At 64.4% G+C, this 15,803-nt stretch carries 14 protein-coding genes; 4 read left to right on the top strand and 10 right to left on the bottom strand.

Translation table 11 applies throughout. From position 1 onward, the window contains the following. Nucleotides 1-168 precede the first annotated feature (168 nt). The 3 genes from mqo to ACNFHO_RS23430 form a co-directional block, all read right to left on the bottom strand. Nucleotides 169-1,812, bottom strand: coding sequence for a malate dehydrogenase (quinone) (gene mqo, locus ACNFHO_RS23440; protein ID WP_063543592.1), 1,644 nt, complete (start codon nucleotides 1,810-1,812; stop codon nucleotides 169-171). Nucleotides 1,813-2,076: 264 nt separating this feature from the next. Further along, nucleotides 2,077-3,150 (bottom strand): AI-2E family transporter, encoded by a 1,074-nt coding sequence (locus tag ACNFHO_RS23435; protein WP_054892889.1) that lies wholly within the window; start codon nucleotides 3,148-3,150, stop codon nucleotides 2,077-2,079. A 12-nt stretch (nucleotides 3,151-3,162) separates the two neighbouring features. Continuing rightward, nucleotides 3,163-4,227 (bottom strand): DUF2066 domain-containing protein, encoded by a 1,065-nt coding sequence (locus tag ACNFHO_RS23430; protein WP_416767503.1) that lies wholly within the window; start codon nucleotides 4,225-4,227, stop codon nucleotides 3,163-3,165. A 271-nt stretch (nucleotides 4,228-4,498) separates the two neighbouring features. On the opposite strand from ACNFHO_RS23430, the gene purM reads away from it, so the two are divergent. From purM to ACNFHO_RS23410, 4 genes are all read left to right on the top strand, one after another. Next, the gene (gene purM, locus ACNFHO_RS23425; RefSeq protein WP_054892891.1) at nucleotides 4,499-5,557 is read left to right on the top strand and encodes a phosphoribosylformylglycinamidine cyclo-ligase; all 1,059 of its coding nucleotides are present in this window, start codon (nucleotides 4,499-4,501) and stop codon (nucleotides 5,555-5,557) included. Next, entirely contained in the window at nucleotides 5,557-6,210 is a 654-nt protein-coding gene (gene purN, locus ACNFHO_RS23420; RefSeq protein WP_065861396.1) for a phosphoribosylglycinamide formyltransferase, read from the top strand. The genes purM and purN overlap by 1 nt, the downstream gene beginning before the upstream one ends. 8 nt (nucleotides 6,211-6,218) lie before the next feature. Continuing rightward, the gene (locus ACNFHO_RS23415; protein WP_054892893.1) at nucleotides 6,219-6,929 is read left to right on the top strand and encodes a DUF3108 domain-containing protein; all 711 of its coding nucleotides are present in this window, start codon (nucleotides 6,219-6,221) and stop codon (nucleotides 6,927-6,929) included. 208 nt (nucleotides 6,930-7,137) lie between these two features. Then, entirely contained in the window at nucleotides 7,138-7,320 is a 183-nt protein-coding gene (locus tag ACNFHO_RS23410) for a hypothetical protein (RefSeq protein ID WP_054892894.1), read from the top strand. 44 nt (nucleotides 7,321-7,364) lie between these two features. On the opposite strand, the gene ACNFHO_RS23405 is transcribed toward ACNFHO_RS23410, so the two are convergent. The 7 genes from ACNFHO_RS23405 to ACNFHO_RS23375 form a co-directional block, all read right to left on the bottom strand. After that, complete coding sequence (locus tag ACNFHO_RS23405; RefSeq protein ID WP_186666954.1) at nucleotides 7,365-7,904, bottom strand: DUF2058 domain-containing protein; 540 nt, start codon at nucleotides 7,902-7,904, stop codon at nucleotides 7,365-7,367. Nucleotides 7,905-7,930: 26 nt separating this feature from the next. Next, nucleotides 7,931-8,764, bottom strand: a complete 834-nt coding sequence (gene mazG, locus ACNFHO_RS23400; RefSeq protein ID WP_416767502.1) for a nucleoside triphosphate pyrophosphohydrolase — start codon at nucleotides 8,762-8,764, stop codon at nucleotides 7,931-7,933. A 108-nt stretch (nucleotides 8,765-8,872) separates the two neighbouring features. Next, nucleotides 8,873-11,113 carry a GTP diphosphokinase gene (relA, locus tag ACNFHO_RS23395; RefSeq protein WP_054892897.1) on the bottom strand — a complete coding sequence of 747 codons (2,241 nt, stop codon included), beginning with the start codon at nucleotides 11,111-11,113 and terminating at the stop codon, nucleotides 8,873-8,875. A 96-nt stretch (nucleotides 11,114-11,209) separates the two neighbouring features. Next, entirely contained in the window at nucleotides 11,210-12,574 is a 1,365-nt protein-coding gene (gene rlmD, locus ACNFHO_RS23390; RefSeq protein WP_416767500.1) for a 23S rRNA (uracil(1939)-C(5))-methyltransferase RlmD, read from the bottom strand. Beyond that, the gene (gene cysM, locus ACNFHO_RS23385; protein WP_054892899.1) at nucleotides 12,574-13,473 is read right to left on the bottom strand and encodes a cysteine synthase CysM; all 900 of its coding nucleotides are present in this window, start codon (nucleotides 13,471-13,473) and stop codon (nucleotides 12,574-12,576) included. Before cysM ends, rlmD begins: the two co-directional genes overlap by 1 nt. A gap of 95 nt (nucleotides 13,474-13,568) precedes the next feature. Next, entirely contained in the window at nucleotides 13,569-15,002 is a 1,434-nt protein-coding gene (locus tag ACNFHO_RS23380; protein WP_416767499.1) for a histidine kinase sensor domain-containing protein, read from the bottom strand. Nucleotides 15,003-15,004: 2 nt separating this feature from the next. Continuing rightward, the gene (locus tag ACNFHO_RS23375) at nucleotides 15,005-15,721 is read right to left on the bottom strand and encodes a response regulator transcription factor (RefSeq protein ID WP_054892900.1); all 717 of its coding nucleotides are present in this window, start codon (nucleotides 15,719-15,721) and stop codon (nucleotides 15,005-15,007) included. Nucleotides 15,722-15,803: the final 82 nt, after the last annotated feature.

Raw genomic sequence — 15,803 nt, 5'->3', positions numbered from 1 at the left:
GGATGGCACCGGCTTCGCCGGTGTTCGCGGGCAAGCCCCGCTCCCACAGGGACTCGCTGCCACAAAACACTGTAACCAGGCACAAAAAAGCCACGAGCCCGCCTACGGCGATCCTCGTGGCTTTTCAGGCAACGGCCTGTCGGACGACAGGCCATCTCCTCAGGCAGCTTACAGCGCCATGTCGTTGGCAGCCTTGCTCTCGGCAGGTGCGGTCGACTCGACACCGGTGCTGGTCCCGACGCTCTGGTCGATGACCGGCGGCTTCTCCAGTTGCAGCACTTCAGCGGTGTAGTTCCACTCTTTCTGCACGGCAGCAGCGGAATCGTTCAGCTTGGTACCGTAGCTCGGCACGATTTCGCGGATACGGGCCTGCCACTCAGGCGTGGCGACCTTCTCCTTGAACACGGTTTCCAGCACGTTGAGCATGATCGGCGCAGCGGTCGAGGCGCCTGGCGAAGCACCCAGCAGACCAGCGATGGTGCGGTCTTCGGACGCCACGACTTCGGTGCCCAGCTTCAGCACACCGCCCTTCTCTTCGTCACGCTTGATGATCTGCACGCGCTGACCGGCCTGCCACAGGCGCCAGTCTTCTTTCTTGGCGTTCGGGAAGTAGGTGCGCAGGGCTTCGAAGCGGTCGTCATCCGACAGCATCACCTGGCCAGCGAGGTACTCGACCAGCGGGTACTGCTCGATGCCCACTTTGGTCATCGGCCAGACGTTGTGCAGGGTGGTGCTGCTCAGCAGGTCCAGGTACGAGCCGTTCTTCAGGAACTTGGTCGAGAAGGTGGCGAATGGCCCGAACAGGATCACGCGCTTGCCGTCCAGCACGCGGGTGTCCAGGTGCGGAACCGACATGGGCGGCGCGCCGGTCGAGGCGATGCCGTAGGCCTTGGCCATGTGCTGCATGGCAACGGTCGGGTTCTCGGTCACCAGGAACGAGCCGCCAACCGGGAAGCCTGCGTATTCCTTGGCTTCAGGAATGCCCGACTTCTGCAGCAGCTTCAGGGCGCCGCCGCCGGCACCGATGAACAGGAACTTGGCGTCGGTGGCAGAGGTGCTGCCATCCTTCAGGTTCTTGTACTCGACGTGCCAGGAGCCGTCCTTGTTGCGGGTGATGTCCTGCACTTCGCTGGACAGCTTCAGCTTGAAGTTGTCGCGGGTCTGCAGGTGGCCGACGAACTGGCGGGTGATCTCGCCGAAGTTGACGTCGGTGCCGATCGGCGTCCAGGTCACGGCCAGCTTCTGGTTCGGGTCACGCCCTTCCATCATCAGCGGGACCCACTTGGCGATCTGCGCGTGGTCTTCGGAGAACTGCATCGGGCGGAACAGCGGGCTCGCCTGCAGTGCTTCGTAACGCTTCTTCAGGAAGGCGATGTTGTCGTCGCCCCAGACGAAGCTCATGTGCGGGGTGGTGTTGATGAACGATTTCGGGTTCTTCAGCACGCCCTGGCGAACCTGCCAGGACCAGAACTGGCGCGACACCTGGAAGGCTTCGTTGATCTCGATCGCCTTGGAGATGTTGACCTTGCCGTCCTTGTCCATCGGGGTGTAGTTCAGCTCAGCCAGCGCGGAGTGGCCGGTACCGGCGTTGTTCCAGCCGTTGGAGCTTTCCTCGGCGACGCCGTCCAGGCGCTCGACCATTTCCATCGACCAGCTCGGCTCCAGTTCGCTGAGCCATACGCCCAGGGTCGAACTCATGATGCCGCCGCCAATCAGGAGCACATCGACTTTCTTGGCTTCGTCGGCGTGCGCTTGCATGAAGCTCGCCGCGACAGCCAGACCCAGCAAGGTCTTGCCAGCTTTTTTGAACATTGATCACTTCCAGTCAGTAGAACGGAGGGGGGCCTGTGGCTGGCCCAGGTGTTTCTTGTTCTTCAGCGCAGGCTTTTTGTGATCATTGTTCAGCAGCCAGAGAACCCTTACACGCTTCAGCCATTGGTCTGATTGACCTGGGTCGGCTGAAACGATTGCGGATTGTAACCGAAACGCCAGCACAAACAAATTGGCGGCGGGAACGTCAAGGTGGCGGGTTGTCCCAGGGGCTCGCCCGGCACATGGGCCGGGCGATTGGGAGGTTCAAAGCTCGGGATCGATATCCCCGGCGTACATATCCGACTCTTTATACAGGTCATGCACATGGCGTAGCAGCACCATGATCACCGCCGCCACCGGCAGCGCCAGCAGCACGCCGGTGAAGCCGAACAGCTCGCCGCCGGCCAGGATAGCGAAGATCACCGCCACCGGGTGCAGGCCAATGCGGTCGCCCACCAGCAGCGGGGTCAGCACCATGCCCTCGAGGGCCTGGCCGACCATGAACACCGCGACGATGCCCAGCATCGGGTACAGGTCGCCGCCGAACTGGAACAACCCGGCGATCAGCGCTGCACCGATGCCGACGATGAAGCCCATGTACGGCACGATGGCCGCCAACCCCGCCAGCAGGCCGATCAGCAGCCCCAGCTCGAGGCCGATCAGCGACAGCCCGACCGCGTAGATCACGCCCAGCGCCAGCATGACCAGCAGTTGGCCGCGCACGAACGCCCCCAGCACCTCATGGCACTCACCCGCCAGCCCCACCACCTGGTCTTCACGCTGGCGCGGCAGCAGGCTGCGCAGCTTGGCCATCATCAGGTCCCAGTCACGTAGCAGGTAGAAGCCCACCACCGGGATCAGCACCAGATTGGCCAGCCAGGCGATCAGCGCCAGGCTTGAGGCGGTGGCCTGGGACAGGACGATGCCGACGATGTCGGTGGTCTGGCCCATGTGCGCGCCGATGGCAGCCTTGATCTTGTCGAACTTCCAGAAGCCATCGGCCAGGCCCAGGCGGCTCTGCACCCACGGCAGCGCCACATGCTGCAGCCAGTCGAGCATCTGCGGCGCCAGCTCGTACAGGCGCAGCAACTGCTTGGCCAGCATCGGCACCAATACCAGCAGCAAGGCGAGGAACACCAGGGTGAACAGGCTGAACACCACCACCACACCCCAGGTGCGCGACAGGCCCAGGCGCTCCAGGCGATCGACCAGCGGGTCGGCCAGGTACGCCAGCAGGATGCCCACCAGGAACGGCGAGAGGATGTTGTGCAGCAGGTACAGCAGGACGGCGATCAGCAGGGCTATGCCCAACCATACCCAACGGCGTACATCAGTCATGTTCGCGGCTCCTTACCAGCGAAAACGCAGGCCATCGAACGGCTTTGGCGCAGCCGCCTGCGGGGCGACCGCCTGGCCAGGCGCTGCCTCGGCTACGGGAGCGGGAGCGGCGGCAGGCGCCGGTTCGACGGGCACCTCCTGCAGATGCGCCAGCCCCAGTTGCGCGCGCAGTTGTTCACGATTGCCGGTGACCGTATAGGTCAGGGTGTCGCCGTCGGCCATCTGCAGCCGCGGGCCATAGGGCTCGAGCACACGCAGCAGTTCGGCGTAGCGCTGCAGGTTCATGCCCTGCACCTGGACCTGCAGGTCGCTGCTCGCGCCCGGGCGGGTGACGTAACGGGGTGCCAGGCGTGTGCTGATCGCCAGCATCACCGCATCGGCCAGCGCGGCCTGGTCGGCCCCCTCTGCCGTGCCCAGCTCGCGCTGCTCGCCCAGCCACAGTTGCCATTTGCCTTGCCACTTGCCGTCGGCTTCGTGGGCGTGCACAGCCAGCAGGGCATCGGCGCCATAGCGCTCGGACGCCTCACGCAGCGGCGCCGGGTCGTTGCCTTCGAGCTGCTTGGCATTGGCCACCAGTTGTTCCTGCAGGTCGGCCAGCGGCAGGCGCAGCGGCAGGCCACGGTGCTGGGCTGCACGACGCAGCGGCTCGGCGCTGCTCTGGCCATCTCCGACCAGGCTGCTGCCCTCGACACTGTCGTACAGCCACCAGCCAAGAATCGACGGCCGGTTGCTGCCCCACAGGGCCAGGCCGCCCTGGCGCAGGGCGCGCTCGGTGCTGCCGGGGTCGAATTCCACCACCACCGATTCAGGTGGGCCGGCGTCGCTGCCAACCTGATTGACGATCTGTTGCGGATCCTTGCGCAGGGCGACCACCGCCGGGTTCTGCGTCGCCTTGGCATCGCCGGTCAGGCGCAGCACCAGGGTGTCGAGTGCCTTGGCGGTGGCCTGGGTCCGCGCCTCGCTGCCCTGCCCATCGACAGGCTCGCGGACCTGGTAAAGCCCCGATACGGTCTCGGCCTGTGCCGTTGCACCGATCAGCCCTATGCAAACCACTGCCAGGTAATTGAGAAAACGCATGAAGGATTCCTGTCCAGATGACTTTCAGGGCAGAAGCTACAAGCTGCACGCTGTCAGCGGCAAGCAAAAGCGCGCGCCGGTGCTGTCTGTCTTCTCTTATAGCCTACCGCTCGCCACTTGCCGTTCAATGGAGGATGGCCGCTGCCGGGCAACCCTGATAAAATCGCGCGCCTTCGCAGACCAGTCACGTACAGGCAGCCGCCGCCTCCCGAGCCGGCCTTGGCCGCGCTGGTCGTTTTCCTGAATCCCTCCCCCTTAAAGGCCTGGATCAATGAGCAAGCAACCCTCCCTGAGCTACAAAGACGCCGGTGTAGACATCGACGCCGGCGAAGCACTGGTCGAACGCATCAAGGGCGTCGCCAAGCGCACCGCACGCCCTGAAGTCATGGGTGGCCTGGGCGGCTTCGGCGCCCTCTGCGAGATCCCGGCCGGCTACAAGCAGCCGGTGCTGGTCTCCGGTACCGACGGCGTCGGCACCAAGCTGCGCCTGGCGCTGAACCTGAACAAGCACGACAGCATCGGCCAGGACCTGGTCGCCATGTGCGTCAACGACCTGGTGGTCTGCGGCGCCGAGCCTCTGTTCTTCCTCGACTACTACGCCACCGGCAAGCTGAACGTCGACGTGGCCGCTACCGTGGTCACCGGCATCGGCGCCGGTTGCGAACTGGCCGGTTGCTCGCTGGTCGGTGGTGAAACCGCCGAGATGCCAGGCATGTACGAGGGCGAAGACTACGACCTGGCCGGTTTCTGCGTCGGCGTGGTGGAGAAGTCGGAAATCATCGACGGCTCGAAAGTGGTCACCGGCGACGCCCTGATCGCCCTGCCTTCCTCCGGCCCGCACTCCAACGGCTACTCGCTGATCCGCAAGATCCTCGAAGTGTCCGGCACCGACATCGAGAACACCCAGCTCGACGGCCAGCCGCTGACCGACCTGCTGATGGCGCCGACCCGCATCTACGTCAAGCCGCTGCTGGAGCTGATCAAGAAGACCGGCGCGGTCAAGGCCATGGCCCACATCACCGGTGGCGGCCTGCTGGACAACATCCCGCGCGTCCTGCCAAAAGGCGCCCAGGCCGTGGTCGACGTGGCCAGCTGGCAGCGTCCGGCGGTGTTCGACTTCCTGCAACAGAAAGGCAACGTCGACGAGCACGAAATGCACCGCGTACTGAACTGCGGCGTAGGCATGGTCATCTGCGTGGCCCAGGACCAGGTCGACAACGCCCTGAACGTCCTGCGCCAGGCCGGTGAGCAGCCTTGGGTGATCGGCCGCATCGACGTAGCCGCCGAAGGCGCTGCCCAGGTCGAGCTGCAGAACCTCAAGGCACACTGATGCCGAGCAAGACCTGCAATGTCGTCGTACTGCTGTCGGGCTCCGGCAGCAACCTGCAAGCCCTGATCGACAGCATCCACGCCGAACACGGTAGCGCGCGGATCCGCGCGGTGATTTCCAACCGCCCCGACGCCTTTGGCCTGCAACGGGCCAAAGCTGCCGGGATCGACACCGCCGTGCTCGAGCACGGTGGTTTCGACGGGCGCGAAGCATTCGACGCGGCGCTGGTGCAACTGATCGATGGCTTCGCCCCCGATCTGGTGGTGCTGGCTGGCTTCATGCGCATCCTCAGTGGCGACTTCGTGCGCCACTACCAGGGGCGCCTGCTCAACATCCACCCGTCGCTGTTGCCCAAGTACAAAGGGCTGCACACTCACCAGCGGGCTCTGGATGCCGGTGACGCCGAGCACGGCTGCAGTGTTCATTTCGTCACCGAGGAACTCGACGGCGGGCCCTTGGTCGTACAGGCTGTGGTAGCGGTCGCGCCAGGCGACGATGCGCAGAGCCTGGCACAACGGGTCCACCAACAGGAACACCAGATCTACCCGCTGGCGGTGCGCTGGTTCGCCGAAGGACGCTTGCGCCTGGGCGAACAAGGTGCATTACTGGATGGCCAGCCGCTGGCGGCCAGCGGTCACTTGATTCGACCCTAGGAGAATATATGCGTCGCGCCCTGCTATTGGCTCTCGCCGTGCTCGCCCTGCCCCTCCAGGCAGCTGATCTGAAGCCTTTCTCGGCCAGCTACACCGCCGACTGGAAACAGCTGCCCATGAGCGGCACCGCCGAACGCAGCCTGGTCAAGAACGCCAACGGTACCTGGGACCTCAACTTCAAAGCCTCCATGATGATCGCCAGCCTGACCGAACAGAGCACGGTGCGCATGGACAACGACACCCTGCTGCCGCAGAAGTATCACTTCGAGCGTGGTGGCCTGGGCAAGGCGAAGAAGGTCGACCTGGACTTCGACTGGAACAGCAAGAAAGTCACCGGCAGCGACCGTGGCGATGCGATCAGCCTGCCGCTCAACCGTGGGGTGCTGGACAAGTCGTCCTATCAACTGGCCCTGCAACATGACGTGGCGGCGGGCAAGAAGAGCATGACGTACCAGGTGGTCGACGGTGACGAGATCGACACCTACGACTTCCGCGTGCTGGGCACCGAGAAGGTTGCCACCAAGACCGGCCAGGTCGATGCGGTGAAGGTCGAGCGCGTGCGCGACCCAAGCCAGAGCAAGCGCATCACCGAGCTGTGGTTCGCCAAGGACTGGGACTACCTGCTGGTGCAACTGCGCCAGGTCGAGACCGATGGCAAGGAATACGTGATCGTGCTGCAGGATGGTACGGTCGATGGCAGGACAGTGAAGGGCAACTGATCCGTTCCCTGCGCTGTAACCTGCTGTAGCCCGAGCCCCGCCTAGTGCGGGGCTTTGTTTTGGCTTGCAGGAGCGCCGCGATGGGATCAAGCGCAGCGCGTTTCATGAACATAGTTTCATCGTCGTTTTATTTACTTAGCCTGCTAACAAACTCTATAAAGAAGGTGTGCGACACAGTGTCGCAGACCAACAGAAGTGGAGTTTACCGATGACTGTCCAAGTAACCGAACGCGACGAATCGAGAATGTCCCACGAAGGCCTGGCCGCTGGCGTGCGGATCTGGGACGTACACCAGCAGGGCCAACTGGTCGGCATGTTCCACAACGAGCATGAAGCCCACCAGTACCGCCAGGAGCTCGAGACCCTCGAGAGCCAACGCGGCACACAATAAGATCTCCCCCACGAAAAACCCCGCCTGAGCGGGGTTTTCGTCATTTACCACATCAGATCGTCAGGGATCTTGTAGGCCGCATATGGATCGTCTTCATCGGCCTCCTCGACATGGGTGTTGAGCAGCAGGATGCGCTTGGGATCGCGTTCCTGGATCTTCACCGCCGCCTCGCGCGGGATCACTTCGTAGCCGCCGCCATGGGCGACGATCGCCAGCGAGCCGTTGCTCAGCTTGCTGCGCATCAGGGCGTTGACGGCAATGCGCTTGACCTTCTTGTCGTCGACGAAGTTGTAGTAGTCCTCGGTGGTCAGCTTGGGCAGGCGGGTCGCCTCGATCAATTGCTTGACCTGTGCGGCACGGGCCTTCTGCTCGGCCTTCTCCTGCACCTGGCGGTTCAGTTCCTGGTCCTTTTTGGCCTTGTCGGCCATGGCTTCCTTGGCCAGGCGCTGCTGGCTGTCGTCCACCTCGACCTGGCCCTTGTGTTCCAGGCGTTTCTGTTTCTTCTCGGCCTTGTTGGCCTGGGAGACCTGCTTCTGGTTGACCAGACCGGCCTTGAGCAATTGATCGCGAAGGGAAAGGCTCATCGGTGTTCACTCACTTATGCATCGGCTCAGCCGCAGCTGGGCAGGTTCTTTTCCTGACGTTTGGCTTCGCCCCAGAGGGCATCCAACTCGTCAAGGTTACAATCTTCGATCGGTCGGCCAGTGTCGCGCAATGCCTGCTCGATGAAGCGGAAACGTCGTTCGAATTTACGGTTGGCGCGGCGCAGGGCGTTTTCCGGATCCTGCTTGAGATGACGGGCCAGGTTCACAGCGGCGAACAGCAGGTCGCCGACTTCGTCTTCCAGTGCCTGGTCATCGCCATCGGCCATGGCCTGCAATACCTCGTCGAGCTCCTCGCGGACCTTGTCCAGCACCGGCAACGCCTCGGGCCAGTCGAAACCGGCGGTGGCCGCGCGCTTCTGCAGTTTGGTCGCACGCGACAGCGCCGGCAAGGCGCCGGGAACATCGTCGAGCAGCGAGAGCTGTTCGGGGGTGCTCTTCTCGGCGCGCTCCTCGGCCTTGATCTCTTCCCAGCGCGACTTGACCTGCGCCTCGCTCAAGCGCGGGATGTCGGGTGCGGCGTAGAGGTCACCGGTGGGGAACACGTGCGGATGGCGGCGGATCAGCTTGCGGGTGATCGAATCAACCACGCCGGCAAACTCGAAACGCCCCTCCTCCCGCGCCAGCTGGCTGTAGTAGACCACCTGGAACAGCAGGTCGCCGAGTTCGCCCTGCAACTGCGCGAAATCGCCCTGCTCGATGGCGTCGGCCACCTCGTAGGCTTCCTCGATGGTGTGCTTGACGATGCTGGTGTAGTCCTGCTCGAGATCCCAGGGGCAGCCGTATTGCGGATCGCGCAGGCGGGCCATGAGGTGGAGCAGGTCGTTGAGGGTGTAGGTCATGCTCTGGCAGGTCCTTAGGTGGCGCCCTCATCGCGGGACGAGCCCGCTCCTACAGGCATCACGCTGCACCTGCAGGAGCGGGCTTGCCCGCGATGGGGCGACGCAGTCTCAAGGCGTACGATTACGCCGCGTCTCGATGATGTTCGGCAACTGCGAGATCCGTCCGAGCAAGCGCCCCAGCGCATCCAGGCCTGGAATCTCGATGGTCAGCGACATCAGCGCGGTGTTGTCTTCCTTGTTCGAGCGGGTATTGACCGCCAGCACGTTGATCTTCTCGTTGAGCAGCACCTGCGAAACGTCGCGCAGCAAGCCCGGGCGGTCGTAGGCGCGGATGACGATGTCGACCGGGTAGGTCTGCACCGGAATCGGCCCCCAGCTCACCTGGATCATGCGCTCCGGCTCCTTGCCCGCCAACTGCAGCACCGAGGCGCAGTCCTGGCGGTGAATGCTCACGCCGCGGCCCTGGGTGATGTAGCCGACGATGGCGTCGCCCGGCAGCGGCTGGCAGCAACCGGCCATCTGCGTGAGCAGGTTGCCTACGCCCTGGATCTGGATGTCGTTGCGCTTGCCCGATCGGGTTCCGCGCGCCGGGCGCGGCACCAGCTCGACCGGCTCGATGCGCTCCGGCTCCAGCAGTTGCTGGGCGGCGTTGACCATGTGCGCCAGGCGCAGATCACCGGCCCCCAGCGCAGCGAACATGTCCTCGGCGGTCTTGACGTTGGCCTTTTCCGCCAGGCGCTCGAAGTCCACCTGCGGCAGGCCCAGGCGGCTGAGTTCGCGCTCGATGAGGGTCTTGCCGGCAGCGACGTTCTGATCGCGCGCCTGCAGCTTGAACCAATGGACGATCTTGGCCCGCGCACGCGAGGTGGTGACGTAGCCGAGGTTGGAGTTCAGCCAGTCGCGGCTCGGGTTGCCCTGCTTGCTGGTGATGATCTCCACCTGCTCGCCGGTCTGCAGGCTGTAGTTCAGCGGTACGATGCGCCCGTTGATCTTGGCGCCACGGCAGTTGTGGCCGATCTCGGTGTGCACGCGGTAGGCGAAGTCCAGCGGCGTGGCGCCCTTGGGCAGGTCGATGGCGTGGCCATCAGGGGTGAACACGTAGACCCGGTCCGGCTCGATGTCGACCCGCAGTTGTTCGGCCAGGCCGCCGATGTCGCCCAGTTCCTCGTGCCACTCCAGCACCTGGCGCAGCCAGGAAATCTTCTCTTCGTAGTGGTTGGAGCTGGACTTGACGTCGGTGCCCTTGTACTTCCAGTGCGCGCAGACGCCAAGCTCGGCCTCCTCGTGCATGCCGTGGGTACGGATCTGCACCTCGAGCACCTTGCCCTCCGGGCCGATCACCGCGGTGTGCAGCGAGCGGTAGCCGTTTTCCTTGGGGTTGGCGACGTAGTCGTCGAACTCCTTGGGGATGTGGCGCCACAAGGTGTGGACGATACCCAGCGCGGTATAGCAGTCGCGGATTTCCGGCACCAGCACGCGCACCGCACGCACGTCGTAGATCTGGCTGAACTCCAGGCCCTTGCGCTGCATCTTGCGCCAGATCGAATAGATGTGTTTCGCCCGACCGCTGATGTCGGCCTTGACGCCGGTGGCCAGCAGCTCGTTCTGCAACTGGTTCATCACATCGCTGATGAAGCGCTCGCGGTCCAGCCGCCGCTCGTGCAAAAGCTTGGCGATCTGCTTGTACTGGTCGGGCTCCAGGTAGCGGAAGGACAGGTCTTCCAGCTCCCACTTGATATGGCCGATGCCCAGGCGATGAGCGAGCGGTGCGTAAATGTCGAACACTTCGCGCGCCACACGCAGGCGTTTTTCGTCATCGGCGGCCTTCACCGCGCGGATCGCGCAAGTCCGCTCGGCCAACTTGATCAGGGCGACGCGTACGTCGTCGACCATGGCCACGAGCATCTTGCGCAAGTTCTCGACCTGCGCCTGCGAGCCCAGCACCAGCGACTGGCGCGGGCTGAGGCTGGCGCTGATGGCGGCCATGCGCAGCACGCCGTCGATCAGCTTGGAGACCACCGGGCCGAAACGCTGGCCGACCTCGGCCAGGGTGACCTTGCCTTCGCGGACCGAGCGATAGATCACGGCAGCGACCAGCGAGTCCTGGTCGAGCTTGAGGTCTGCGAGAATTTCAGCGATCTCGAGCCCCGCCTGGAAGCTCGACGTCCCGTCGGCCCAGGAATGCTTGGCCGGGTTGCCCTTCTTCTCGACTTCCTGGGCGAAATCGCAGGCCTCCTTGAGCGCCGTGCGATCCAGCGCCGAATCGACGCTCACCACATGATCCAGCCATGCTTCGAGATTGATACTGCCGTCGGTGTTGACCGGCTGGTGCACTCTCACCTGTACCATGTTTCGTTTACCTTTCCATACAGCGCACCTCGCGGGTGCACTGGCAATCAACCGTGCCGCTTCCCGTCCGTGGAAGCCGCACCAAGGGGCCAGCCGTTACTGGCCCACTTCGAATAACGCCATGGCCTCGACATGCGCCGTCTGAGGAAACATGTCGAGAATCCCGGCCCTTTTTAACCGGTACCCCTGGCCGACCAGCACCTGCGCGTCTCGCGCCAGCGTGGCGGGGTTGCACGATACATAGACCAGCCGCCTGGCCTTCAGGCGTGCGATGCTTTGCACCACCTCGTAGGCACCGTCGCGCGGTGGGTCCAAGAGTACCGCAGAAAAGCCCTCGGCGGCCCATTCGGCACCTGCCAAAGACTGCGATAAATCGGCCTGAAAAAACCGTGCGTTATGCACATTGTTGCTCGCGGCGTTGGCGGCGGCCCGATCGACCATCGCCTGCACACCTTCCACCGCCACCACTTCACGGGCCTGGCGAGCCAGCGGCAGGGCAAAATTGCCCAGGCCACAGAACAGGTCCAGTACCCGTTCGTCCGGTTGCGGCGCAAGCCACGCCAGCGCCTGTTGGATCATCAAGGTGTTGACCTGGGCATTGACCTGCACGAAGTCGCCCGGTCGCCACGCCAGCTCCAGCTCCCAAGGGGCCAGGTCAAACCCAAGTGTCGCGGCGCCATCATGTGGCGCCGGCTCACCCTCGCCCTGCAGCCACAGTTGCGCACCCGCCTGCTCGCAGAACGCCTGCAGGCGCGCCAGGTCGTCATCGGCCAGCGGCGCTACATGGCGCACCAGCACTGCCTCGGCGGTGCCGCTGAACAATTCCACATGCCCCAGCGCCTGAGGCCTGCTCAAGCTACGCAGCACGGTCGGCAAATGTCGCAGGATGGTTTGCAAGGGTTGTACCAGCACCGGGCAATCGTCGATGGCGATGATGTCCTGGCTGGCTTCGGCGCGAAAACCGACCTGCAGCTCGCGCGCCTTCACATCCCAACGCACGGCGATGCGCGCGCGACGGCGGTAGCCGAATTCCGGCCCGGCCAGCGGTGCGGCCCACTCATCAGGCTGCACACCGGCTACGCGCTGCAACTGCTCGGCGAGCAGGCGCTGCTTGAGCGCCAGCTGGCCCTCGTGGGGCAGGTGCTGAAGGTTGCAACCGCCGCAGCGGGCGTAATGCCGGCACGGCGCCTCGCGCCGCTCGGGGCTGGCCTGCAGCACGCGCTCAAGGCGTGCTTCGACGATCTTGCCGCGGGCATTGAGCACCCGCGCCTCGACCGCCTCGCCCGCCAGGGCACCACTGACGAACCAGGTGCGCCCCTCGACAAAGGCGATGCCGCGTCCGTCACCGGCCAGGCGTTCGATGTCCAGGCGTTGTTTCTTGCCCACCGGCACCTGTGGGGTGCGGTCGCCGCCGGCTGGCTGGAAGCGCAGACCGCTGCTGTTGCTTTTCTTTCTGGACATCAGGTCGCGTCGAACAGGCCGGTGGAGAGATAACGGTCGCCGCGGTCGCAGATGATCGCGACCATCACGGCATTTTCCACTTCACGGGACAGACGCAGCATCGCCGCGACCGCACCGCCGGAGGACACACCGCAGAAAATGCCCTCTTCGCGTGCAAGGCGACGGGTGGTGTCTTCGGCTTCCTGCTGGGACATGTCCACCACGCGATCGACGCGGGTGGCGTCGAAGATCTTCGGCAGGTATTCCTCCGGCCAGCGGCGGATACCGGGAATGGCCGAGCCTTCCATCGGTTGCAGGCCGACGATCTGCACCGCCGGGTTCTGTTCCTTGAGGTACTGCGAGCAGCCCATGATGGTGCCGGTGGTGCCCATGGAACTGACGAAGTGGGTGATGCTGCCCTGGGTCTGCTGCCAGATCTCGGGACCTGTGCTGGTGTAGTGGGCAATCGGGTTGTCGCCGTTGGCGAACTGGTCGAGCACCAGGCCGCGACCTTCGGCCTGCAGCTTTTCGGCCAGATCGCGCGCCCCTTCCATGCCTTCTTCCTTGGTCACCAGGATCAGCTCGGCGCCATAGGCGGTCATCGCCGCCTTGCGCTCGGCCGTGGAGTTGTCGGGCATGATCAGGATCATCTTGTAACCCTTGATCGCCGCCGCCATGGCCAGGGCGATGCCGGTGTTGCCGGAGGTCGCCTCGATCAGGGTGTCGCCTGGCTTGATCTGGTTGCGCAGTTCGGCACGGGTGATCATCGACAACGCCGGACGGTCCTTGACCGAGCCGGCCGGGTTATTGCCTTCGAGCTTGAGCAGGAGGGTATTGCTGGTCTGCCCGGCGATACGCTGCAGGCGGACCAGAGGGGTGTTGCCGACGCAATCGGCGATGGTTGGGTACTGCAAGGTCATGGGCGTGTTTCGCAATCAGGACGGCAGGGGCGCCTATCATACCGGCAAAGGACGCGCCGCCATATCACGCAATTGCTGGGAGATATAGCAGGTAGTTATATGGGTGACGAACCCTGCGCGGGCAAACTAGCGCTCGCAAGAACGGTGAAAGCCTTTTCAGCAGCAGGCTTACCCGCCAAGCCCTCCATGTCGACACAAGGCAGGCGCATGCACAGTCGCAGCCCCCATTGCCCATTCTCGGCCCACAGCCTGCCGCCCTGACGCTGGATCGCACTGCGGGCGATACTCAGCCCCAGCCCAAAGCCTCCATCCCCGGGGCGCGAGCCGTCGAGCCGGGAAAATGGCGCGAAGATCCTTTCCAGAGCGTCGTCATCCACCCCGCCGCCTTCATCTTCCAGGAACAACTGCCAGTGATTGCCCTCGCGCTGGCCACTCAGGCGCACCACCCCGTCGTGCGGTGAGTGGCGGATGGCATTGCGCAGCATGTTCTCCAGCGCCTGGGCCAGGTGGTTGAGATTACCCTGCACCCAACAGCTGGCCGGCAACGTGCACTGCAACCGCTGCGCTGCCCAGCCGCTTTCGTAGCAGGCATTCTCCACCAGCAGGTCCCACAGGGCCTGAAGCTGGATGGGCTCAAGGTTCATCGGCGCACGCTCGGCATCCTGCCAGGCCAGTTGCAGGGTGTCCTCGACCAGTTGCTGCATGCAATCGAGTTCCCGTTCGAGGCGTTCGCGCAGGCGTGCGACGTCGGTTTCGCCCTCGCAGGCCACACGCAGGCGGCTCAGTGGCGTGCGCATCTCGTGGGACAAGTCGCGCAACAGTTGCTGCTGCAGGGTTACCGTGCCCTGCAGGCGCTCGGCCATCTGGTCGAAGGCACGCGCCAGCTCGCCCAACTCGTCGTCACGACCGATCGTGCGCGAATCGAGCCGCGCCGAAAGCTGGTCGGCACGCCAGGCATTGGCCTGCTCGCGCAACTGGTTCAGCGGCACGATCAGCATCCGGTAGAGGCCCACGCACAGCAGCAGGGTGAACAGACCCGGCATCACACCGTTGGTGATGATCCGCCAGAACAACCGGTACTGGCCGGGGGTCAGGCGCTGGGGCAACTCGATCACCAGCATGCCCTGCTCGGGAGCCTGGGGGAACGGCAAGCGCAACCAGGGCTGGTCGACGCTGCGCCTGCTCATTGGCCAGTCGACGCCGCGCAGGCGGGTCAGGCGCTGGATTTCCTCCGTGGACAAGCGAGCCCCGGCGAGCGGACGCAAGTTGCCATCGAGCACCGCGATCCAGCCCGACTCACGCTGGCGCATGTCCAGCAACCAGCGCTCGAGGCCTTCGCGGCCACCCTGGTTCCAGGCCTGCTCGGCCTCGGCGGCATAACCGCGCAACAGCTGCCGGGCAGGCTCGGACAAGAAGGCGTTCTGGGTTTCCATATGCCGGCCCCAGGTGTAGCTCAGGCCGATCATCAGCAGGCAGAAGCCCACCAGCAGCACCGCCAGCTTCCAGAACAGCGATCGACGATCGAGCATGCTCAGTCTGCCTCGCCGGCACAGAACACGTAGCCCTTGCCCCATACCGTGCGCACCTGGCGCTCGTGATAACCGATACCCTTGAGCTTGCGACGGATCTGGCTGACATGCATGTCCAGGCTGCGGTCATGGCGTGAATAGCCACGTTGCAGGACCTGCTGGTAAAGGAAGGGCTTGCTCAACACCTCCTCCTGGCTGCGATTGAGGGTGTCGAGCAGGCGGTATTCGCTGGGCGTGAGCCCCGCAGCCTGCCCGTCGAGCGTCACGTCGCAGGCCTGGTCGTCGAAATGCAGTTGCCCCGGCAAGACGTCACGCGGCGCTTGATGCCGGCGCTCCAGGGCGACCCGGCGCAGGATCGCCTCGATGCGCACGCGCAGCTCGGCCATGCTGAAGGGCTTGGGCAGGTAGTCGTCGGCACCGCGCTGGAAACCGCTGATACGGTCCGCCTCGGCCCCCAGCGCCGACATCAGGATGACCGGCGTGGCGCTGCGCCGGCGCAGTTGCGCCAGGGCGTCCAGACCGTTGAGCCCTGGCAGCAGGATGTCCAGCAACACCACATCGAAGGCCTCGCGGCCAGCAGTTTCCAAGCCTTCCAGGCCATTACGGCACCAGGTCACGCGGAAACCGCCGCGCTGCAGCTCCTCGTGCAGGTAGGCGCCGAGCACCGGATCGTCCTCGATGGCGAGGATGCTTGAGTCGTGAATGGATACGGTATGCATTGGCATCTGCCATGAATTCTCAGTTGCGCGATTATTGGCGAGGGACGCCGTTCTGGCAACCGAGTGTCGACCAATGCCCTTG

This window comes from Pseudomonas sp. NY15374 (assembly GCF_048068255.1).
In the GTDB taxonomy this organism is placed as follows: domain Bacteria; phylum Pseudomonadota; class Gammaproteobacteria; order Pseudomonadales; family Pseudomonadaceae; genus Aquipseudomonas; species Aquipseudomonas machongensis.
Note: the sequence above shows the minus strand (reverse complement) of the source record. Positions and strands in the feature narration are given on the sequence as shown.